At 42.4% G+C, this 21,658-nt stretch carries 17 protein-coding genes and 3 tRNA genes; 7 read left to right on the forward strand and 13 right to left on the reverse strand.

Annotated elements, in window-relative coordinates; all coding sequences use genetic code 11:
- Position 1 precedes the first annotated feature (1 nt).
- Both FTU09_RS09940 and FTU09_RS09945 read right to left on the reverse strand, forming a co-directional pair.
- Positions 2–556 (reverse strand): hypothetical protein, encoded by a 555-nt coding sequence (locus FTU09_RS09940; RefSeq protein WP_096901318.1) that lies wholly within the window; start codon positions 554–556, stop codon positions 2–4.
- A gap of 14 nt (positions 557–570) precedes the next feature.
- The gene (locus FTU09_RS09945; RefSeq protein WP_167845740.1) at positions 571–1,347 is read right to left on the reverse strand and encodes a class I SAM-dependent methyltransferase; all 777 of its coding nucleotides are present in this window, start codon (positions 1,345–1,347) and stop codon (positions 571–573) included.
- Positions 1,348–1,467: 120 nt separating this feature from the next.
- Between FTU09_RS09945 and FTU09_RS09950 the strand changes: the two genes are divergently transcribed.
- Positions 1,468–2,736: a hypothetical protein gene (locus tag FTU09_RS09950; RefSeq protein ID WP_131261080.1), complete on the forward strand. Its 1,269-nt coding sequence runs from the start codon at positions 1,468–1,470 to the stop codon at positions 2,734–2,736.
- A gap of 118 nt (positions 2,737–2,854) precedes the next feature.
- Positions 2,855–3,055, forward strand: a complete 201-nt coding sequence (locus FTU09_RS09955) for a hypothetical protein (protein ID WP_131261079.1) — start codon at positions 2,855–2,857, stop codon at positions 3,053–3,055.
- A 66-nt stretch (positions 3,056–3,121) separates the two neighbouring features.
- Here the strand turns inward: FTU09_RS09955 and FTU09_RS09960 are convergent, their stop codons facing one another.
- The 5 genes from FTU09_RS09960 to glyQ all read right to left on the reverse strand — a co-directional run bounded on the left by FTU09_RS09960 (position 3,122) and on the right by glyQ (position 8,690).
- A complete protein-coding gene (locus FTU09_RS09960; RefSeq protein ID WP_154321091.1) occupies positions 3,122–3,637 on the reverse strand; it encodes a hypothetical protein in 516 nt (171 codons plus the stop codon).
- Positions 3,638–3,996: 359 nt separating this feature from the next.
- Entirely contained in the window at positions 3,997–4,386 is a 390-nt protein-coding gene (locus FTU09_RS09965; protein ID WP_004976007.1) for a hypothetical protein, read from the reverse strand.
- Between the two features lie 92 nt (positions 4,387–4,478).
- Positions 4,479–5,564, reverse strand: coding sequence for a YaaC family protein (locus FTU09_RS09970; protein WP_180080179.1), 1,086 nt, complete (start codon positions 5,562–5,564; stop codon positions 4,479–4,481).
- Positions 5,565–5,634: 70 nt separating this feature from the next.
- Complete coding sequence (gene glyS / locus FTU09_RS09975) at positions 5,635–7,704, reverse strand: glycine--tRNA ligase subunit beta (protein ID WP_179996344.1); 2,070 nt, start codon at positions 7,702–7,704, stop codon at positions 5,635–5,637.
- Positions 7,704–8,690: a glycine--tRNA ligase subunit alpha gene (glyQ, locus tag FTU09_RS09980; protein WP_180080183.1), complete on the reverse strand. Its 987-nt coding sequence runs from the start codon at positions 8,688–8,690 to the stop codon at positions 7,704–7,706. The genes glyS and glyQ overlap by 1 nt, the downstream gene beginning before the upstream one ends.
- A 201-nt stretch (positions 8,691–8,891) precedes the next feature.
- On the opposite strand from glyQ, the gene FTU09_RS09985 reads away from it, so the two are divergent.
- On the forward strand, positions 8,892–9,995 hold the full coding sequence (locus tag FTU09_RS09985; protein WP_131261074.1) for an HPP family protein: 1,104 nt from the start codon (positions 8,892–8,894) through the stop codon (positions 9,993–9,995).
- Positions 9,996–10,223: 228 nt separating this feature from the next.
- Here the strand turns inward: FTU09_RS09985 and FTU09_RS09990 are convergent, their stop codons facing one another.
- Positions 10,224–10,490: a PspC domain-containing protein gene (locus FTU09_RS09990; RefSeq protein WP_131261073.1), complete on the reverse strand. Its 267-nt coding sequence runs from the start codon at positions 10,488–10,490 to the stop codon at positions 10,224–10,226.
- A 363-nt stretch (positions 10,491–10,853) separates the two neighbouring features.
- On the opposite strand from FTU09_RS09990, the gene FTU09_RS09995 reads away from it, so the two are divergent.
- Entirely contained in the window at positions 10,854–11,381 is a 528-nt protein-coding gene (locus FTU09_RS09995) for a hypothetical protein (RefSeq protein WP_225530221.1), read from the forward strand.
- A 261-nt stretch (positions 11,382–11,642) separates the two neighbouring features.
- Here the strand turns inward: FTU09_RS09995 and FTU09_RS10000 are convergent.
- The 5 genes from FTU09_RS10000 to FTU09_RS10020 form a co-directional block, all read right to left on the reverse strand.
- A tRNA-Lys gene (locus FTU09_RS10000) sits at positions 11,643–11,718 on the reverse strand.
- A 52-nt stretch (positions 11,719–11,770) separates the two neighbouring features.
- Positions 11,771–11,846, reverse strand: a tRNA-Lys gene (locus FTU09_RS10005).
- A 21-nt stretch (positions 11,847–11,867) separates the two neighbouring features.
- Positions 11,868–11,943, reverse strand: a tRNA-Lys gene (locus FTU09_RS10010).
- Positions 11,944–12,137: 194 nt separating this feature from the next.
- Positions 12,138–13,979: a long-chain-acyl-CoA synthetase gene (locus tag FTU09_RS10015; RefSeq protein ID WP_096901309.1), complete on the reverse strand. Its 1,842-nt coding sequence runs from the start codon at positions 13,977–13,979 to the stop codon at positions 12,138–12,140.
- Positions 13,980–14,238: 259 nt separating this feature from the next.
- Entirely contained in the window at positions 14,239–17,670 is a 3,432-nt protein-coding gene (locus tag FTU09_RS10020) for an Rne/Rng family ribonuclease (RefSeq protein WP_180009112.1), read from the reverse strand.
- A gap of 762 nt (positions 17,671–18,432) precedes the next feature.
- Between FTU09_RS10020 and FTU09_RS10025 the strand changes: the two genes are divergently transcribed.
- The 3 genes from FTU09_RS10025 (at position 18,433) to FTU09_RS10035 (ending at position 21,644) form a co-directional block, all read left to right on the forward strand.
- Positions 18,433–19,395 (forward strand): RluA family pseudouridine synthase, encoded by a 963-nt coding sequence (locus FTU09_RS10025; RefSeq protein ID WP_154321085.1) that lies wholly within the window; start codon positions 18,433–18,435, stop codon positions 19,393–19,395.
- 353 nt (positions 19,396–19,748) lie between these two features.
- Entirely contained in the window at positions 19,749–20,417 is a 669-nt protein-coding gene (locus FTU09_RS10030) for an HAD-IA family hydrolase (protein WP_180080186.1), read from the forward strand.
- A 429-nt stretch (positions 20,418–20,846) separates the two neighbouring features.
- Positions 20,847–21,644 (forward strand): 2-keto-4-pentenoate hydratase, encoded by a 798-nt coding sequence (locus FTU09_RS10035; RefSeq protein WP_180080188.1) that lies wholly within the window; start codon positions 20,847–20,849, stop codon positions 21,642–21,644.
- Positions 21,645–21,658 lie beyond the last annotated feature (14 nt).

Below are 21,658 nucleotides of genomic sequence, written 5' to 3' on the forward strand. Positions count from 1 at the left end.
GTTATTCATCAAGTTGTGGATATTGCCCACGCCAATGTTCTAGTTGTTGCTGCGCCTGTAGCAAGTCTGCTAAGCCTTGCTGACGTTGTTCTTTACTGACAGGATAAGGTGCAGAAGTTGTATTTTGAGTTGCTAGATATTGCGCTTGCTGTTCCCAATAATGACTCATTAGGCCTTGAATATAACGCCCTTGCGGTGTCTTTAAATCCAGTTCTTTGAGCATACTCAAGGCAGATTGAATGTTGTCCTGCAGGCGATTTTGTGCAAATGCAGCATCGAGTTGTTGGCTTTCATGCAAGCGTTCTAACTCATCTTCCAAATCATTGCTCATTTGGTCATGGCGTTGTTCATAATCCATCAGCAATTGAATATCATGCGGGTCATCCGCAGTCATTTCAAAGGGCTGAATCGCGGCTTGCTCGACCTGAGTTTGCATGATTTGATCTTCAGGGCTGAGTTTGTCTGCATGTTCTACTTTGCTGCGCTCGCAAGCGCTGAGGGAGAACGCCAAAAAAATTGTTAAGGGAGCAATCGCGTGTTTAAAGGTTATTTGCATTTATTTGCTCCCTCTCATTCAACTTTTTGATAGACATACAAATGTGTGCAATAGGGAAATTCAATTTCATCTTGCACATGCTTATTCGTATATTCTAATACTAATTGTTCAAATTGTGTTTTGAGTTGTTGTTGCTGTTCAGTTGGCATTGCAGCAATGAAACTGGTCGAAAGCAAACGCTTAGACACGACTTGTTCAACTGTACCAACATGCGTGTGATGAAATTTCTGCTCGTGAGTAAGTTGGAATAAATCTGTATCGGCAAATACCTGACGCCAGTCCTGATTGTGAAAACGCGGTGTATCGCCCTCAAAAGGCAAAATCATCTTTGCCAGTGCATTGACCCAATTGACTGAAATATCACGTTGATTCCAAATTAACAGCAAATGACCTTGCGGTTTTAAGATTCGGTGAATTTCCTTTAAACTTTGCAGATTGGCAAACCAATGAAAAGATTGCGCACAGCTCACCAAATCTGCACATTGATCGTGCAGTGGTAATTGCTCACTTCGTGCTTGAATTGTCTTAACTTGTGGGTAAAGTTGTTCTAATTCGGCTAACATGCTGGCAATCGGATCTACCGCTATAAGCTGAGTTGTCAGTTTGAGCAAATGTGGCAGGAACTTTCCTGTGCCAGAACCCAAGTCTACAATATTGCTATTAAGTGGAACTTGGAGCTGATCTTGCAGGAAAACATCGACTTCTTGCGGGTAACTGGGACGAACTTGTTGATATAGGTTTGCCCCTAAAGCAAAACCTTGTTGTGCGGCAGGATGTAGAGATTGTGTCATATTTTGCGATTTTTAATCTGCTGTGCATCTATAAAATAACATATTCACTTTTGGACTTGCGTACAGGGTATTCAAGTTTAAAGTAACGGTTTAATTCAGCGCCTTGGCGCCGGTGTGGGAATGGACAAACACATAATTTTTGAAGACGGACATATCCGCGCTATTTTCATGAAAGGCTCATCTCAGGAGCTGATTTTTTCTTTTGGCGATTTAATTACACGGGCCAAAGGAACGTCTATTAATGCCGAAAAATCACTGGAAAAGTTTCATTTTAATGTGATTGGGGTCATGCCTAAGGAAAAATCATGGTTTCCTGAAGCTTCTATGCGTGCCATGTTGGCAGCCATTCAAGACCTGATTGCTCCGTTTAAAATTCGCGTGGGCTATGGCGGCTCAATGGGTGGCTATGCGGCAATTAAATATTCCAATTTGCTGGATTTAAACCGCATTGTGGCTTTGGTGCCGCAATATTCAATTGACCCTGAAGATATTCATGACCCACGCTATAACATGTTTTATCATGCAGACTTAAATGCCAATATGCGCATTCAAGCGCAAGATGTATCGGCACAGCGTGAATATATTGTGGTCTATGACCAATATTATGCTGAAGATCGTGGGCATTATTTAAAAATTCAGCCTTTAATTCCGCATTTACATACCTTACATTTGCCATTTACAGGGCATGATGCAATTGCGATTTTAGCCAACTCTGAATTACTGAATGACTTTTTAACCCATCCTTTTGATGCGCCGTTCTTTTACCAAAAAATTCGCAAGGTGAAAAAAAACAGCAAGTTTTACTATCGTAAAGTGATTGAAAATGTCTTGCCGAACCATCGCTGGTCTTTAGGTCGTATTTTAAAATACAATAACTTACAGCTAGACAGTAACTTTTTTGATGCCAAGTTGAAACAAAACCTGATTCGCTCCTTGCTTAGCAATAAACAGGTCGATCAGCACGATTTAAACAAACTTGGCTTACAAATTCAGTTACCGTATGAAAATCGTAATGTCTTGCTCGACCATTTTGGTCATGGTTTGGTGTTTAACATCATCAGCCAAAAAATTGAGAGCTATGCCGCACATGCAATTGCCTTAAACCATAAATTCCTGATTCCGATTTATGCAAAGGGCAGTGGTTTGGTGCAAATTTATCTGAATGATGAACGCTATTTAATTAGTATGAATGATCGTCATGTCATGAAACTATGCAAGGAACAAGATGCGCTTGCTGCAGGCATGCACCCATTAATATTGAAAAAATATAGCGACTATTTTGTGTTGAGCTATAAAGATTTGAACCTGAGCAGTGATGAGTTTGGCGGCAACGACTTTGTGGAAGATTTGCCAGATACTGCCAAATTTACCCTAGAACTGGAACAGTAAGCTGCAAAGTTTGATCCATTATTTAGAAGGTTTAAATTTTAGACACTTGTATTGTTTTGCCATTGGGCTAAGATGATCTTAAAACATGGTTTTGTTGATCATTCCAAGGGTAGTATGTATGACCAAGTTGTTGATGCCTGCTGTGCTTGTTTTGCTGTCCAGTTTCATTTTATCTGCGACTTTGTTTGCAGATGCGCCTGAGCCGAAGGCTTATCTATTTTTTGCTTTAGGTTTGTTGGTATTGTTGGGATTAGGCGCTTATGTATTCCGACAAATTCAAAAATCGATACGCTATCACATGAATAAGCCTGCAGATTAAATGCAGGCTTTTTTATTTGCACTGAGTTGTTTTTATAATTTTGAGCAAACCAATAAATCAAAAAAATTATAGCTTAATCACTTTAATTTCTTCTTCAGTATCTGTACTTGGTGGAGTCTGAGTCTGTGCTTCTTGAGTAGGTGCGGCAATGGTGGCTGCAGGGGCGATATTCTGCGAAGGCGCGCTTAATGGTGCTTGATAGATAGGCACGGCATGATCACTTTGTCCTGTAATCACTTCTTTGGTTTCCTGAATTTTAGTATTTACATTGTTGGCAAGTTGCTGCCCAGTATGTTTGGCTTGAGCCGCACCCTGACTGCCCAATTGTTTGGCGTTGTCTAAAGCTTGATGTGCCGATGGGCGAATTTTTTCAATACCTTTTTCGGTTACTTCACCGACTTTTTGTGCTGCCTGAATCACACCTTCCTGAGTTTTATATGCCCAAACATGTAAGAGGTTTGGATTGTCTGCATAAGGCTGAATTGGTTTATTACTTTGAGTTTGTGCAGCACTACTTTGTGCCCACACCGAAGCACTACTGAACAATAGTCCAATACAAATGCTGATATTGATCTTTTTCATTGTGCTGTGCCTCTTAGGATGCCGAATACTGGTCGTTGAAAGGTTTTGAATGGAATGTACTGCATTGTATAAAGCCTAGATGATCTGCAGTGTTTATTTTTCGCAAGTATGATGTGTTTTTAGGTGAAATTTACAGTGTTTGAGACTTTAAAGTGCTTGAAACTATGGCAGAGTTTCAGACTTAAAGAAGAAGACCCACATAAAATTGTGGGTCTTGTTACTCTGGAGAGTTGTTAAAGCAGGGCAGCAATGGCTACACTGCTTTTATCATCTTAGTTTGAAATATCAAGCGATGCTGTATTTATATTGAAAGTCCAACAATCTTGCTACATCAAGATACATTCAAAGCTGTTTTTAGCTTAGTTGCATTGTGCAAGCGCATCTTTATGAAAATGGTTGCGTAAGGTGATGAAGTTCTTTTGCACAGTTGCATCATGCAAGTCAAAGTGAGTTGCTATGCTAGTCCCATCTTGTGCAAATGTTGCAGAACCAGCTGAAATTAATGCATTGCCTTTAAATGCCCATTGTTCAATAGAACGACCTGCTTGCAGTGTGCCTGTAAATTCGATCACGCATTTATCAATAAATTTTGTGAGTTTGGCGCTGTTATTGACAGTGTCTGGGTAAACTTCAATATTTTTCACTTCTTGTAAAACACCTGCAGTAAGCTGCGGAATAACAGGTGCAGAAGTACACGCACTAAGAGAAAGGCAAGTTAAACCCGATAAAATGAGTGTTTTAAGTTTCATAAGCTCGTTTTCTTGTTGAGTGTTGTTAGGTTGAGTATAGGGAATCTGAAGTGAAATGCCTATAGTATTCTTTGGAGGTGTTTATTCCTGATTTATATAGTACTCATAGGGGTAATAGATGAAAAAGGCATTACGCATTCTTTTTCTAATAAGATAGAACATAATTGATAAAGGAATTGATTGGGTGAAATATTTACAAACTCACTTACTACAGGTCTTAACGTACCCTGCAATAGTTCATTGGCTTCACTAGGTCTGTAACGTGCTACCGTGCCAAGATAAAACATGGATAACAACGTGTAGGATAGATGAGGTAAATCAGCTGCTTTTAAATCAACATAATAGCGGTAGCCTGTGTTGGTTAGGATTGGCGTAATGTCAAATTGACAATACTCTTTTAAGATATTTTGATAGATTGTATTTGTATTTTCTCTTGTATATGATTTTCTGTATTTAGATCTATATACAATTTTTCCTTCACGAGGGAATCCATCTTTAAAATAATTAAGTCGTTTCTCCTTGAGAAACTTAGTTATATCCACTTTTGTTTTTTGTTCATTATCAATTATCACTTCAGTAAATAATTTATTGTGTTCTGAATTGGTTAGAATCTCTACATTAATGGGTAAAAGTTTTCTTTTATTTATTAAGTTTAAGCTATGACAGAGGCTGTGAATTTCAGGAATATTTGTTACAGCTTGACGAAAGTTTATGTTTAATGGGTGATTAATTTTTTTACCAAGTATTTCTGAAAATATAGCAAATATGTTCACGCCTTCATTGGTTTTAGGTTTTACCTGAATTACTCCTTCAGTGCCAAGAGGTAAGTTTAAGCCATGATGCTCATGAACTGTTTCAAGCTCAATTTTGTTATAAGAAAGGAAGCATTTAACTAAGTTGAGCATTCCATAGTATAAAAGAGTGGCTCTTGTAGGCAGTAAGACACTATTAGCTGCTTTGTAAAAGGACTCTGCAAGAGAAGAAAAATATAATGCACGTTCGAGAAAAACTTTATTTTCACCACGGCTTTTTGATACTTTTTGTTGGAGATGTGAGTTAATTAACGACCATGGATCACTAGTTAATATTTGTTGATCACCAGCGTTTAAATTTGCAAAAGAAAATCTTAATTTATTATATTTAAATAGAGCTATTTCACCCTTTTCTAACTTACTCATTTTTACCCACATAAATAAAACCCCACTAATTTATAGCGGGGTTTCTTTTAATTTACAAGTAATTAAGACTTTAGTGCTGCAACACACTTACATCTGCAACACGTGTAAATAAATCACGTAACTGCGCGAGTAAACGTAAGCGGTTGGCTTTCAACTCAGCATCATCTGCCATCACCATGACACTGTCAAAGAAGGCATCAATAGGCGCACGTAATGCAGCCAATTGAGAAAGTGCAGTGGTGTAGTCTTTTGCTGCCAATAATGGCTCAACCACAGGTGTGATTTTTGCAAGTTCAGCGAATAATGCTTTTTCTGCATCTTCTACCAAGTTTACTTCAACGACAGTACCTTCAGGCGCGGTTTCTTTGGCTAAAATGTTGGCAACACGCTTGTTTGCAGCAGCCAATGCAGCCGCTTCAGGCAAGGCACGGAAGTGATTTACTGCATTCACACGCTTATCAAAATCTAGTGGAGATTTTGGTGATAAAGCTTGAACGGCTTGAATCACATCTACCGCAACACCTTGATCTTCGTATTTCGCACGGTAACGACCTTCAAGGAATGCGACTGCATCTGCCAAAGTCTTGTCGTGGTCTTTCAAGACATCACCATAAGCAGCTAAGGCTAGTTTAATTAAGTCTTCAATTGAAACATCTAAACCGTTTTCTGTTACAAGGCGCAAAATACCAATCGCAGAACGACGCAATGCAAATGGGTCTTTAGAACCTGTCGGTGCTTGACCAATACCAAAAATACCTGTGAGCGTGTCTAAACGGTCTGCAAGGGCAATCGTCGTGCCTGTTTTGGTTTTAGGAAGCACATCACCCGCAAATTTAGGTAAGTATTGTTCACCCAGTGCTTCTGCAACTTCGTCATTTTCACCTTCAAGACGTGCGTAGTAAGTTCCCGCAATCCCTTGAAGTTCTGGGAATTCACCCACCAATTCAGAGGTTAAGTCGCATTTTGCAAGTAAAGCAGCTTTTTCTGCATCTTGCGGATTTGCACCCGTAATTGGCGCCAAAGCAACAGCCAGTTTGGCAATGCGTTCAGACTTGTTCCAAAGTGTGCCCAATTGCGCTTGGAAAACCATGTTGGCCAATTTTTCTTTGCGTGATGCAAGTGGTTGTTTTTGGTCTTGCAAGAAGAAGAATTCAGCATCAGACAAACGTGGGCGCACCACTTTTTCATTACCTTCAATAATTTGAGTCGGGTCTTTAGACTCAATGTTTGAAACGGTAATGAAGTAAGGCTGTAATTTGTTTTCAGCATTCACCAGACAGAAATACTTCTGGTTATCCTGCATGGTAGTGATCAGGGCTTCTTGAGGAACGGCAAGGAAGCGTTCTTCAAAGCTGGCACGTAAAGCTACCGGCCATTCAACCAGTGCAGTGACTTCGTCACGTAGATCCGCAGGAACAATTGCAATCGCATTCACTTCATCCGCTAATGCTTTTACTTGCTGATCAATGATCGCTTGACGCTCTTCAAAAGAAGCGACAACGTGCGCTGCTTTTAACTTCTCAAGGTATTCATCTGCATGTGCAAGGGTGATTGCTTCAGGTGCATGGAAACGATGTCCATAAGTGACATTACCTGCCTGATGGTCTTGAATCGTTGCTTCAATTACTTGATGATCTTTAAGTAAAACGACCCATTTTACTGGGCGCACAAATTCAGTACGGCTTGCAGCAGAACGCATACGTTTTGCAATTGGCAGGTTGTCCAATGCTGTTTGTAAAATGTGTGGCAATAACGCATCAAGGCTTTGACCTTTCACGTCTTTTAAGTAGCACACTTTTTCAACTTTACCTGCTTGGAATGTAGATACTTGATCTACAGTAATGCCTTGACCGCGCATAAAGCCTTCAAGGGCTTTGGTTGGTTTGCCTTCGGCATCGTAAGCAGCTTGAACAGCAGGGCCGTCAAAGCGTTTTTGTGTGTCTGCTTGTGCGGCATCAACATTAGCAATTTTAAGTGCCAAGCGACGTGGTGCTGCATAGGCTTCAATTGCATCAAAAGCCAAGCCTGCATCTTTTAAACCTTTTTCAGTTTCTGCAAGTAGTGCATCACGTAAGGTTTTTAAGCTTTTCGGTGGGAGTTCTTCGCAACCGAGTTCAAATAAAACTGTATGTTTAGACATTATTTGCTTTCCTCAGTATTTTGCGCTTTGGCTTCCGCTTCAACCTGTGCTTTTAATTGTGCCAAGACTTCATCACGTAAATGTGGTTCAGCCATTGGGAAGCCTAATTTTGCACGTGCAGCCACATAACTTTGTGCAATAGAACGTGCCAAAGTACGGACACGTAAAATATAACGCTGACGCTCAGTCACAGAAATTGCACCGCGCGCATCCAAGAGGTTAAAGCAGTGAGATGCTTTAATCACTTGCTCATAAGCAGGTAGCGGTAATTCTGCTGCATTTAAATGGCTCGCTTCTACTTCATAGAAGTCAAACAGTTCAAACATTTTTTCTACAGGTGCGTATTCAAAGTTATAGGTCGATTGTTCAACTTCGTTTTGATGGAACACATCGCCATACGTTACAGTACCAAACTGTCCTTTAGTCCAAACCAAGTCGTAAACTGAGTCTACACCTTGCAAGTACATTGCCAGACGTTCAAGACCGTAGGTGATTTCGCCTGTTACAGGGTAGCACTCAACACCACCGACTTGCTGGAAGTAAGTAAACTGAGTCACTTCCATGCCGTTTAGCCATACTTCCCAACCCAAGCCCCAAGCGCCAAGAGTTGGAGATTCCCAGTTATCTTCTACAAAGCGAATGTCATGCACCAATGGGTCAATTCCAATTGCTTTTAAAGAATCTAAATACAACTGTTGAATGTTGTCTGGGTTTGGTTTCAGCACCACCTGAAATTGATAGTAGTGTTGTAAGCGGTTCGGGTTTTCGCCATAACGACCATCTTTAGGACGACGAGATGGTTGTACATACGCCGCGTTCCATGTTTCTGGACCTAAAGCACGTAGGAAAGTGGCAGTGTGGAATGTCCCTGCACCCATTTCCATATCGTAAGGTTGTAAAACGACGCAGCCCTGCTCCGCCCAGTAGTTTTGTAAGGCAAGAATTAAGCCTTGAAAGGTATCAATATGCGATATGGCGCGACTCATGGTCATCCACTTAAAATTAGAGAAAAATTGTGCTCAATTATAAGGATTTTGCGGGGTGCTGGCAAAGGTTAAAGCACAACTAGCGGTTGGTTGTTTGGGGTTTTACAAATTCACTGATAAATGAAAGATATAAAACAAATACATCTTACTGAATGATTGCCTTATAATCTTGTCCAATTGTCACCACTGGATTGCCTGCCCGTGTTTCATTCACAACTTGATTGGCTGAATACGCTGAAACCCAATTTTAAAGTATTGCCGTTAAAAGAACGCCTACTTTGTGGTTTGGGCGCATTATTGGGTTTGGCATTATCTTCCCTGATCAGTTGGTGGGTGTTGGGCGATATTAACGCATGGTATATCGCGCCAATGGGTGCATCTTCGGTATTGTTGTTTGCTGTGCCTGCCAGTCCTTTGGCGCAGCCGTGGAATATTGTAGTTGGGAACAGTATTGCAGCAATTATGGGCGTGAGCTGTGCTTTATATATTCCAAATTTAACCGAAGCCTTTAGTGTGGCTGTGGCTTTATCTATTTTCTTGATGATGACCACCGATTCGCTGCATCCACCGAGTGGAGCAGTGGCCATTACCGCAGTGCTTGGCGGAGATGCCGTGCGTGAGCTGGGTTATCACTTCATCTTTTATCCTGTGCTGCTTAATTCAGTTTTGCTGATGGTGATTGCAATTGTATTTAACCGCATGATTGGCAAGCCTTATCCTCAAACGCCACAGTTGAATCAACGTACCCAAGACCCAACGCCTACTCAAAAAGCCACTATTCAGCCGCAAGATATTCAAGATGTTTTAGATGCACAAACCCAGTTGCTAGATATTAGTGAATACGACTTACAAAAAATCATTTTAGAAGCGCAACACAAAGCCAGTGAACGACAAACTCAAGCACTGACTTGTGCCGATATTATGAGTAAAGATGTGGTCAGTTTGCAGCAAGATGAGGATATTCACAGTGCTTTAGAAAAATTCAAACACATGAATTTAATGAGTTTACCTGTCATTGATACAGAGCAACATTTGGTTGGAACTTTGGCGCTGTATGAAGTAGTGGAATGGTTTAAACACGCAACAGATTTGCCGTATAGCTGGAAACATCAAGTGAAACATATCATGTTACGCCAAGTGGTCACGGTGCAACCGCAACAAAGTATTCAAGACCTTGTGCCGTACTTTGTCGAGCGCTCTTTTAACTACATTCCTGTGGTAGAGCAGCAGCGTTTGGTGGGGATCATTAGCCGTGCCGATATGATTGCCGTCTTGAATCAACAGCTTGCTGTAAAGACCAATTAATAGACTCGCATTGTCGATGTGTATTCAACACGACTCAATCCTGAAATGCTGTGACTTTTAAAATATATTGCAGGTTGAAAGGCAAAAAAAAGCTACGATGCTTGGGGGAGCAATCGTAGCGAAAAAGAAGAAAGTTGTGTGAATAGGGTGGTGTCTACAAGTGAATCGGTAAATGATTCAAGCCTATGAATCTTTAAATATGGTCAGTCTTTAAAATTTCAATACCGTTTATCGGTCTTGATCAGGATTGACCGTGCGCACAGGTCTTGTGTAGCCCTGAGTATAGTTTGTTGTATTCGACTGGTTTTGTTTAGGAATCACCAACCACAACACCAAATACACCAAAATGCCAGGAAAGGCAGCGCTCATCACGGAAACAATCACAAAAATTAAGCGCAGTAAATTTGCGTTCCAACCAAAACGTTCAGCAATACCACCCATAACCCCAGCAATCATATTTGAGCGGTTTGAGCGATATAAACCAACATTGGCCATCTAATTCTCCTTAAGAGATCTAAAATTCAAAATAAATACAGGCTGATGTTTAGCTTCACAGCACATCATCTATATATAAAATAAAAATGGTGATGCACTTGGGTTTTTAAAGGGCGGTAAGCAAGGCAATTAGTAAAGTTATGTAACATTTGGTGTTGCTTAAACCAGCATCCACCTAAAATATCCTAAAGAAGCGATGGGCAGAGTAAGCGCTTGACCACAAAGGATTGAGGAAAAGCATGGCTTACATCGAGCTGCCTATTCAGTGGTTTGAATAGGACTGAGTATTCAGTCTGGTCACTCTATATGAGGGATAGTGTGTCAGCTAAATCAAATATTTGCGCAGTTTCAATATGGAGTGCAGTGGCATTGCTTGGATGCGATGATTCACAACTTGAGCAAGCTGCCGTGCAAAAATATACAGAACAGGCAGAAACCAAAAGACTGACTGAGGTGGCAGGGCAGGCAATCGCACCCATACAAACGGCTGCAACGGAACATCATATTCCCGAGAATCATCTGACTTATGTGGGACGCTATACCATTCAGATTAGCTGTGAAGATAAGTTTGTTATGTGCGAAAGCGGAAAAGTCGATTATATTCTGACCTTATTGCCTGATGGGACAGCGCATCGTATTTTTGTCAATGCGGGGCAAATCAGTTACGACAATAAAAAAAAATACCGCAAAGATTTATGGTTCTATGATGAAGACGCGCATCAAATTGTGGTGGCACGCGCCTCTGGGGTGAACTTTTACTATAATGTTGATCAAGACCATAATTTAATTATGGATAAAAACAAAATTGCGATTGCAACAGAAAATAATCGTGAATACTTTAAAAGCAATCCCTTACCTTCGCAAAACTATCATTTAATCAGAGCAAGTTAATTATTCGCTCATTCAATTCTTAGCCCATTCGTGAAAAACTTTTGGGCTTTTGTTTTTTTACATCAAGTTTTTATTTGGGATGTGTAAAGTATGATTTATCAATGATGGCACATCGTCTACAACTGAATTGAGCAAGGTGTAGTGGATAAAAGTGTTAGTCAAACAGGGCAGAATACGGGAATTCTATAGTAAATTACGAAACTGCACGATCCACAGAACAGTGCTGTGATGACTGGTAATTTAAAGATTTTTTAGAAGGAATGGTGGGTCGTCCGCGATTCGAACGCGGGACCAACGGATTAAAAGTCCGCTGCTCTACCGACTGAGCTAACGACCCAGAGGAGTAAAAATGACGATGATCATTTTTAAAGTATCAACCTTGAAGAAGATGGTGGGTCGTCCGCGATTCGAACGCGGGACCAACGGATTAAAAGTCCGCTGCTCTACCGACTGAGCTAACGACCCATCTAAGGTTGATCAAGGAAATGGTGGGTCGTCCGCGATTCGAACGCGGGACCAACGGATTAAAAGTCCGCTGCTCTACCGACTGAGCTAACGACCCTGAACCAGCAATCAAGCAGGCTTGATTGTGAAGTGCAAGAAAAACCAGAGGGTTTTAAGCACCACTTCGTTTGATGGAGCGTATTGTAGCAAGATATGAAGCGAGCGCAAGTAAAAAATAAAAAAGTTGCCTATGTTTGATTATAAATGCAACAAATTTGTCGTATCTAATCAAAAAATAGGCAACATAGTGGCTTAGAAGCGATATTGATACTGTTGAATATTGTCGTAAATTTCTTGGGTCAGCTCGCAATAAGCAGATTGGTTTGGCAATAACACCAGAATTTTTTCATCACACTGTTTTAAATCAAAACCTTGAGTTTTCAGGGTGTTCTTCTGATATTTAAATGTACCTGTGGTTTGCATTTGCTTTTGAATGCGTAAAAAAACGGGTACTGCATAAGCGGGCATTGCTTTTTTAAACTCCACCAGCATTTGACGCAAGTCTTGTTCATCTAACTGGCAGCCTTCGTTTAAGGTAATCGCAGCCATACCTGCACGACCATTGGTATGTGGGATTTCAACGCCATACACGACAGCTTCAGCAATTTTTTCATAGTCACTGACAATGTTTTCTACTTCTGTGGTGGATACGTTCTCACCTTTCCAGCGGAAGGTATCACCTAAACGATCAACAAACTGGGCGTGACGGAAGCCAATGTCGCGGACTAAATCGCCCGTGTTAAAATAGGCATCGCCTTGTTTAAACACGTTTTGCATCATCACCGCCTTGTTTTTTTCAGGGTCGGTGTAGCCATCAAACGGTGAGCGACGGGTGATTTTTCCAATCAATAAGCCGACTTCGCCTTTTTTGACTTTCATGCATTTGCCTTTGGCATCGCGTACGGGTTCATTTTTTTCTTTATCAAACTGAATGACCGCATAAGGTGTCGGTGAAAAACCAACCGTGTTGTCAAAGTTAAACACGTTGCTAAAACCGACGTTGCCTTCGCTAGATGCATACAGTTCCAGAATTTCCTGAACACCAAAGCGTGTTTTGAATTTGCTCCAAATATTAGGACGCATGCCATTGCCAATCATTTTGGTCACACGATGCCCACGCTCTAAATCAGAAGCAGGCGCATCCATTAAATAACGGCACAATTCGCCCACATAGCCAATCGCAGAGGCATTGAATTTGTGTACATCTTGCCAGAAGCATGAAGTGGAGTATTTTCTACGGATGGCAAAGGTGGCACTGCCTGCAATTACGCCACACCAGCACACCACAATGCCTGTGGCGTGGTACAGCGGCAGAGTGCAGTACATCACATCATCCTGATTTAAACCCAAGACATGACCATAGGTACCATAAGCCAACGTCCAACGGCTATTGGTGAAAATCACCGCTTTAGGTAAGCCTGTTGTACCTGAGGTATAGATATAAAACAGCCCATCTTTGCCCTGTACTGACTGTGTGGTGGCAGGGTTAAAGCTTGGGAATGATGCAATGCATTGCGCTAAATTTTGAAAACCTTCAGGGGCAGTGCCAGCATCGGTACGGGTATTTTGATCTGCAAACCAATACAGTCGATTTTCTGTAAGCTCAAGTTCTTGGCGAATATCGGCAACGGCTTGACGACATTCTTCCCCCACAATCACGGCAATTGGTTTGACTAAATTGATGCTGTGCGCCAAAACTTTGGCAACTTGTGCGGTATTGACCAAAGCCACGGTAACGCCAATTTTTGCTAAGCCAATGACACTGGCAATTAATTCAGGGCGATTTTCCAACATCACCGCAATGACATCACCTTTACGTGCACCTATGCTTAAATAGTAATGGGCAATTTGGTTGGCCCAAGCATTGAGCTGTAAATAGCTGTACTGCTGATCTTCAAACACTAGTGCACAGCCATGCGGGTTACGATGCACGGCTTTTTCAAATGCTAGACCTAAGCCTGCAGGCGTGTTGGGTGTGCGTAAATAGGCTTGCTTTAACCCTGTGATCAGGTGAGGCACTTTAGTCATAAACTGCGGAATTTTTGCCGCAACATCCGTTAAGCCAATTAAATCGCTTTTTGTCATCTGGTTCATAAGAATCCTGTTTTTGTCATCATCCGTTGCATCTGCACAGCATCACGTCTTGTTGTTTTGTAATCCCTAAGTCCTAGTGCAATCAACCTAATTTTTCAGCTTTGTTAGGTGTTTTTAGAAAAGCTGTTAAAAATCAAAAACACCTAAGTTCAAATTAGCTCGCTTAAATTTAAGTCAGCACCGCGTTGGCTCTAAAGTAGCAAAAAAAATCCAGCCATTAAAATGACTGGATTTTTTTATTCCGCTGCAAAAGTGCGAATTACGACTCAGTTGGCGGAGTTACTTTTTTAGGTGGACGGCCACGTGGACGACGCGGACGCGCAGTTTTCTCTTTCTCTGCTTTGTCCTGTTCAGATTCAGCAGTTTCGACTGGGTCGTCTACAGCCAATTCCGCTTGTACAGGTGCGACCACTTCAACGGCAGTTTCTTCTTGCGCTGCTGCAGTTTCAGTGACAGCTTGTGCAAGGTCGTCTTGCGCGTTCAACTCAGGCTGAGTAGCTTCAGTTGTAGCCACTGCTTCAGGGTTTACTTCTGTAGTTGCTTCGACTTCAGTGCTTACTGTTGCAGACGTTTCTACCGTAGAACTTGCTTCTACAGATCCTTCTGTAGCTGCCACAACTTCAGTCGTTGGCTCTGCTGCAGGTGTGCTTTCCGCTTCAGCTTTTTCTACTGCCTGTGCTTGCTTGGCTTGTTCCAATGCTTGCTCAGCAGCTTGTTTGGCTAAACGACGACGCTCACGCGGATCGTTGGCAACACGCTTATCTGACACTGGTTTTGGTGGTGTTAGGTCTAACACAGGTGCAGGCTCAGCTTCAGGAGCAGCTTTGGCAACTTCCACATCACGAGTGACAGGTTTTTTCTCTGCCACAGGCGCAGTGCTAACAAGGCTTGCAGCATACTCGTCAGTGAACTTCTGCAAAGCACGATTGAACGTTGGAATTAAACCAAACTGTTCAATCAGAACTGAACAATCTTCGCCATATACGTGGCGAATCAGGCTACCAATGCTGTATTGCGCTAAAGTTGGCACCTGTGAAGGTGTTAACTTTGGTGCAGTTACTTGCTGCGCTTGACCTTCACGTTGCTGACGACGACGCTGACGCGGGTCATTGCTGGCACGTTTTGCAGGCGCAGTCGGTTGTGCTTGAGCTTCCGCAGGTGCAGCTGTTTCTTCTGCAACAACGGCTGCAGCTTCTACCACTGCAACAGCTTGAGTTGGTTCAGTAACCGTTTCAAGCACAGTTGCTTCTACTGCTGTCACTGGTTCAGCCGCTACTGGCGCAGCATTCAATGCCACAATTTCAGTTTGAGCCTGATCGACATTCACCACCAAAGCCGTCGTGTTGAACTCTTGACGCGGTGCATCAATTAAGTCCACTTTCGGCTGATTAGAAGCCACTGCGGTAGGTGCTTGCTCATTCAATACGCTTGGGTCGCGGTGACGATTTGGGCGTTCTGGACGAGGCTGGTTACGACGGTCACGACGTGGCACGGCATTTTGCTGCTCATTGTTATTTTGAGCTTCTTGCTGCTGCGGTGCTTGGTCATTGCTGTGCTGACGACGAGAATTGCGTTTGTTTTCACGCGCTTCCTGACGTTGCTCCTGACGCGACATCTGAACCACTTCTTCATGCACTTGATGTTGTTGATTGTCGTGCTGAGTTTGTGGCTCACGTTGCTCTTTGTGCTTGTTGTTATTGTTGTTGCTATGACGCGGCTTTTTGTTGTTGTGACGCGGAGCCGGTTTGTCTTCACGTTCAGCAGATTTCTCTGCAGAGTCACGTTCAGTTTTTTGTGCCACTGTCGATGGTGTAAGGTATACATTTTGACTGCTTGCAGCAGGGGCAGCAGATGCAGTTGCAATTTGACCAAACTGACCACGGCTCACGGCACCGCTATTTACCATTTGCTCAATGGCTGCCGCCGCATTGTTGGCACTACGTGCTTGATCAATGGTGCTGGCTTGCTTTTGAACAAACAGGTTTTCTAACCATGCACATGGGCTTGCAGCTGTTGTGGCTGCCGCAGGTGCAAGCTGCTGTTGTGCAGATGCTTTATTTTGCTGTGCTGCTTGTGGTTTTCTTGCAGAAGTTTTTTCTGCCGCAGGTGCAGCAGCGTGGCTGTGCGATTGATCGGCTTCTTCTAAATGCCATTCAGAAGATTCATAACCCAACTCTTTTTCGCTTGAACGAGTTGCTTCAGTACGTTCATAGCTGGTTGGTGCAAAGCCTTCAGGATTATACGAAATTTCGTAATGCGGGGTTTCTAAGTGTGGGTGAGGTAATACAGTCACACGCACATTTGAAGTTTGCTCAAGGTAAACCAGACTGTGACGTTTTTCATTCAGTAAGAATGCTGCAATTTCAACAGGTACTTCGACTTGAACTTCACCATGACGTTCACGCAGGGCAATTTCTTCCACTTTACGCATAATTGAAAGTGAAAGAGAGCGTAGGTCACGTACCATGCCTGTACCGTGACAGCGTGGGCAAACGTAACCAGTCGCTTCTTCAAGTGATGGACGTAAGCGCTGACGACTCATTTCCATTAAACCAAAACGTGATAATTGACCAAATTGAATACGTGCGCGGTCACTTTGTGTTGCTTCACGAAGTTTGGCTTCAACCATACGTTGGTTGCGGTCTTTGGTCATGTCGATAAAGTCGATGACCACCAAACCACCGATGTCGCGTAAACGCAATTGACGCGCAATTTCTTCGGCAGCTTCAAGGTTGGTATTAAGCGCAGTATCTTCAACATCTTGACCACGGGTAGACTTAGCCGAGTTGATGTCAATTGAAACTAATGCTTCAGTTTGGTCAATGACAATTGAGCCGCCTGAAGGCAATTTCACTTCACGCTCATAAGCTGTTTGAATTTGGCTTTCGATGCCAAAATGCGCGAATAGCGGCTCATTTAAAGTATAGGTTTTTAGCTTGTCTAATTGACGTGGCATCACGGCTTTTACGAAGTTATAGGCTTCGTTATAAGCTTGTTCTGAGTCAATTAAAATTTCGGCAACATCATCACGTAAGTAGTCACGAATCGCACGTGTCACCACACCTGCTTCTTGGTGTACCAACATTGGCGATGGGCCAGAGCTTGCGGTGTTTTGAATTTGCGCCCAAAGGTCAAGCAAGTGTTGTAAATCAAGCTGTAATTCTTCTTGTGAACGACCAATGCCCGCAGTACGTACAATCACGCTCATGCCGCGTGGCACGTTTAAAGATGCCAACATTTCTTTGAGTTCTTCACGCACAGAACCTGAAATTTGACGACTGATACCGCCACCTTTCGGGTTATTTGGCATAAGCACTAAATAACGACCAGCCAAAGAAATGAAGGTAGAGAGCGCAGCACCTTTGTTGCCACGTTCTTCTTTTTCTACCTGTACCAAAAGCTCAGTGCCTTCAGTGATCAGTTCACGAATATTAGAAGTTTGGCGAGGGTCGGCTTTGTAATAAGAGTTTGCGATTTCACGCATCGACAGGAAGCCTTGGCGACCTGCACCGTATTCAACAAATACGGCTTCTAAAGAAGGTTCTACACGGGTCACATGACCTTTGTAGATATTCGATTTTTTTTGTTCACGGGTACGATTTTCTAAATCGAAATCGTAAAGACGCTGACCAGTGACAAGTGCAACGCGAATTTCTTCGGCATGTGTTGCATTAATCAACATACGTTTCATGGGTGTAACACCTAATAGTGATACACAGCAAAAAATCGCTAGACACGTAGCGAACATCAAGCATCACGGATCAACTGCTCAGATCTCAAAAAAACCAATTGTGGTCTGAGTTTTTTTTACCGGCCTTTTTGTGTGGGGCTGCGGTGTATGATTCACGTATTGATGATGGCAATACGGCTTTAACCTTTAAACGGATAAAGTCACCTGATCGCTTCACTGGCGGACGAGCGGTGTATTGGATGTGTGTAACTTTCACTGTCACATTGCTCGAAGATCATCTCTTCTTTCATAGATAGAGTGTCTTGATACGGAATTATCGTCGTATCTTTACAAATTGTGCAGATCCAATACATCAAACGCTTTAGCCTGAAGTGGTTTTCAGGGTGCGACTAATCTGATGTGTATCAGTTTACGTTTAAAAACCAACTAGAGTTGGCGACATATTTTTTCAGGCAAACTGATTTATGTACCTGAGGTACAATTAAACGCAACAGTTTGCTTTTTTGCCGATATAATAAGCCTTCGGCGTCGGCATAATTCTTTTGGGACCTGCTCGTATGTAGTGGGATGTTGGTTGATTGCTCTATTTCAGAAAAACCTGAAAAGATTCAACGTGAACCCACTGACGATGGTTTCCGTGCGCTGACTATATCAAACCTTGCATCATCTGCCTATGGGCTAAGCTTATGTTTCTTGTGTAAAGCATAGCCTAAATGATCAGTTTTTAATCAATTTTAGTATTTTATTAGGTCTCTTAACTGTATGAATTCTACCCAACAATGGCAAAGTGTCACTTGGTTTGAAGTGGATGAGCATCAAGCGGGTCAACGCATCGATAATTTTTTGTTTAGTCGTTTAAAAGGGGTGCCTAAAAGTCGCATCTATCGTTTGATTCGTGAAGGGCAGGTGCGGGTCAATAAAAAGCGCATTAAAGCAGAAACCAAACTGAATATTGGCGATCAAATTCGTGTGGCGCCGATTCGCTATGAACAAAAAGACGACAGTGCTGCTCCAATTTCAGACAAGGTGGCACAGGGTTTATTGAGCCGTGTGGTTTATGAAGATGAAGGCTTGATGGTGGTGAATAAACCTTCGGGCATTGCAGTCCATGGCGGCAGTGGCGTTGCCTACGGGTTGATTGAAGGCTTACGTGCTGCGACAGGTAAAAAATATTTGGAATTGATTCACCGTATTGACCGTGATACTTCAGGCTTGGTGATGATTTCCAAAAAACGCAGTACCTTAAAAACCCTGCAAGATTTATTGCGCGAACATAAAATCCAAAAAACTTATGCTGCGATTGTCAAAGGGCAGGTGAGTTTGGATCAACAATTGATTGATGCGCCGTTGCATCGTTATGAATTGGCGAATGGCGAACGTCGTGTACGTGTATCTAAAGAAGGTAAAGAGTCTAAAACCCAGTGGAATGTGGCTGAGCGTTTTATGCATGCAAGCTTGGTATATGCTTCGCCGTTGTCAGGACGTACCCATCAAATTCGTGTGCATGGTTTAAGCATTGGGCATCCGTTGGTGGGTGATGATAAATATGGTCATCAAACTGAATATCGGGGTCCTGCGCCACGTCGTTTGTGCTTACATGCCATGCGTTTGGAAATTCCAGGCTATCCTGTGATTGAAGCGCCTTTACCTGAAGATATGCAGAGTTTGGTGGCGCAGTTGAGAGCGCAAAAGGCGGATAAGCCGACGGCGCCACCTGAGTTTTAATTTTTGTAACTCTCTGTTGTGCGATAGCAGCTTGCTTCTTTTTAAAGATGAGGAACATTGTTTCGCAACAAGGAGATGAGGTTTTCAGGGGTAATTCACTGCCACATTTTAAAGTTTTTAATTTAAATTTTTGGTGTATAGGCTATGCCTTACTTTTCAAAGATGAAAAGTAACAAAAAACTTTTGTTTCGCTGATGGAACATCTCTGTGCCACAGCGAAACGGCGACATCCATGTCGCCCTTCGCGTATCGAATATTTGTTGTGATATATGTGCTGATTCTTGGTCGTTTATCCTTTTGAGTTAAGGTAAAGCGAGGGAATTTAAAAGCCGAATCAAATCTAGGAATCTAATATGAACAAACCTGTAGAACTCATCATTTTTGATTGGGATGGCACCTTATTTAATTCCGTCGGTCAAATTGTGGCGAGTTTGCAGTTCGCAGCACAACAATTTCAGCAACCCCTGACCGATGCTGCGGCTAAAAGTATTATTGGTTTGGGTTTGCCTGAAGTGGCACAGCGTTTATTTTCTGAAGTGCCAGAGCTGCATCAAGCGATTTTGCAGTGCTATTCAGAACACTATGTCGAACACTCAAAAACCGATGCTTGGTTTGAGGGTGTGGCAGATATGCTCGATGAGTTGTCAGGTTTGGGACTGAAATTGGCAGTGGCAACAGGCAAAAGCCGTAAAGGTTTAGACCGAGTGTTGGCGCAAACCCAAAGTCAGGATTTGTTTGTGGCGACACGTGCTGCAAGTGAAACCAAATCTAAACCTGATCCTTTAATGCTGCAGGAAATTTTGAGCAGTACCGATGTGCAGGTCGGGCAAGCGATTATGGTGGGTGACACTTCTTACGATTTAGAAATGGCACAAAATATTGCTATGCCGCGTGTAGGCGTGAGTTATGGCGTGCATAGTGTAGAGGTGTTGCAGCGTTATCAGCCTTTAACCATTGCAGATGATGTGCCGAGTTTGCATGATTTTTTAGTGCAGCAATATCGTTTACGTCAGGCGAGTTAAACCCAGTAAAACAATTTAGATGAATTTGAAATTAGAGTAACTTGAAAAATTTCAGGTTGCTCTTTTTTTATGTACTTTTGGGAGCGTCATAAAAAGGCTTAGCTTTTAGTCTAAAGTTAGGATTAAGACATTTTAAGATTGCTGCGAATTGCCGAGTCAATGACTCGGAAAATAATGTCATAGCCTACAGACAACTGTTTTGCTTGCTTTTTATAAAAATAGATTAATAGCTAATAGCTATTGAAAAAAAGAAAATAAGTATTGGCATAAACCCGCCATTTTTCCGATTCTTAATCAGTTTACATACCTCTGAGCTGGATAGCTTGTCCTGAAAATGGACAAGATCGGGGTCATCATCCCTATTTTCTATTATTACCTTTCCAACACCTCGGGGTATATGCCCAATTTTTGCAGTTTAAGGAAACATTGATGTCGAATTCTGCTGTTGTTGAATCAGTTGCGCAAGCATTACGTACTGCCGAACTCTCTCAAACTGCGATTGCGCCAATCCGCCCAGAACTTGGTGGTGAAAGTGCTGACGTAGATATTGCCTATGCCGTTCAAGAAGTGAATACCGAACGTGCCTTAAAAGAAGGTCGTCGTTTGGTGGGGCGTAAAATTGGTTTGACCTCTAAAGTGGTTCAAGCACAACTGGGTGTAGATCAGCCTGACTTTGGCATGTTGTTTGCCGATATGGCTTATGGTGATGGTGAAGCGATTCCTGCAGGTTTGCTGATTCAGCCAAAAGTAGAAGCAGAAATTGCATTGGTGATTAACCAAGACCTAACCAAAGAAAAACACACGTATGCGGACATTATCAGCGCGACTGAATATGCCTTGCCTGCCATTGAAGTAGTCGATAGCCGTATTGAAAACTGGAAAATCAGTTTGATTGATACCGTAGCCGATAACGCATCTTCTGCTGCATTCGTTTTAGGTTCAAAACCAGTCAAGCTAGAAAATCTGGATTTGGTGAACTGCAAAATGGTGATGACCCGTGGTGAAGAAGTAGTTTCTCAAGGCGTGGGTAAAGCTTGTTTAGCAAATCCATTAAACGCTGCCGTGTGGTTGGCCGATGAAATGGTGTGCCGTGGTCGTCCATTGTTAAAAGGCGACATCATCTTAACTGGTGCTTTAGGTCCTATGGTTGTTGCACAGCCAGGTGAAGAATTTAAAGTCGAAATTGAAGGCTTTGGTTCAGTGACAGCTGCGTTTGCTGCGGAATAAATCGAGATTCTAAG

The organism is Acinetobacter sp. YH12058, assembly GCF_013419805.1.
Taxonomy (GTDB): domain Bacteria; phylum Pseudomonadota; class Gammaproteobacteria; order Pseudomonadales; family Moraxellaceae; genus Acinetobacter; species Acinetobacter towneri.

Coding starts and splice junctions, on each gene's coding strand:
- FTU09_RS09940 (WP_096901318.1), bottom strand. CDS start 556: ATGCAAATAACCTTTAAACACGCGATTGCTCCCTTAACAATTTTTTTG.
- FTU09_RS09945 (WP_167845740.1), bottom strand. CDS start 1,347: ATGACACAATCTCTACATCCTGCCGCACAACAAGGTTTTGCTTTAGGG.
- FTU09_RS09950 (WP_131261080.1), top strand. CDS start 1,468: ATGGACAAACACATAATTTTTGAAGACGGACATATCCGCGCTATTTTC.
- FTU09_RS09955 (WP_131261079.1), top strand. CDS start 2,855: ATGACCAAGTTGTTGATGCCTGCTGTGCTTGTTTTGCTGTCCAGTTTC.
- FTU09_RS09960 (WP_154321091.1), bottom strand. CDS start 3,637: ATGAAAAAGATCAATATCAGCATTTGTATTGGACTATTGTTCAGTAGT.
- FTU09_RS09965 (WP_004976007.1), bottom strand. CDS start 4,386: ATGAAACTTAAAACACTCATTTTATCGGGTTTAACTTGCCTTTCTCTT.
- FTU09_RS09970 (WP_180080179.1), bottom strand. CDS start 5,564: ATGAGTAAGTTAGAAAAGGGTGAAATAGCTCTATTTAAATATAATAAA.
- glyS (WP_179996344.1), bottom strand. CDS start 7,704: ATGTCTAAACATACAGTTTTATTTGAACTCGGTTGCGAAGAACTCCCA.
- glyQ (WP_180080183.1), bottom strand. CDS start 8,690: ATGAGTCGCGCCATATCGCATATTGATACCTTTCAAGGCTTAATTCTT.
- FTU09_RS09990 (WP_131261073.1), bottom strand. CDS start 10,490: ATGGCCAATGTTGGTTTATATCGCTCAAACCGCTCAAATATGATTGCT.
- FTU09_RS10015 (WP_096901309.1), bottom strand. CDS start 13,979: ATGAACCAGATGACAAAAAGCGATTTAATTGGCTTAACGGATGTTGCG.
- FTU09_RS10020 (WP_180009112.1), bottom strand. CDS start 17,670: ATGAAACGTATGTTGATTAATGCAACACATGCCGAAGAAATTCGCGTT.
- FTU09_RS10025 (WP_154321085.1), top strand. CDS start 18,433: ATGAATTCTACCCAACAATGGCAAAGTGTCACTTGGTTTGAAGTGGAT.
- FTU09_RS10030 (WP_180080186.1), top strand. CDS start 19,749: ATGAACAAACCTGTAGAACTCATCATTTTTGATTGGGATGGCACCTTA.
- FTU09_RS10035 (WP_180080188.1), top strand. CDS start 20,847: ATGTCGAATTCTGCTGTTGTTGAATCAGTTGCGCAAGCATTACGTACT.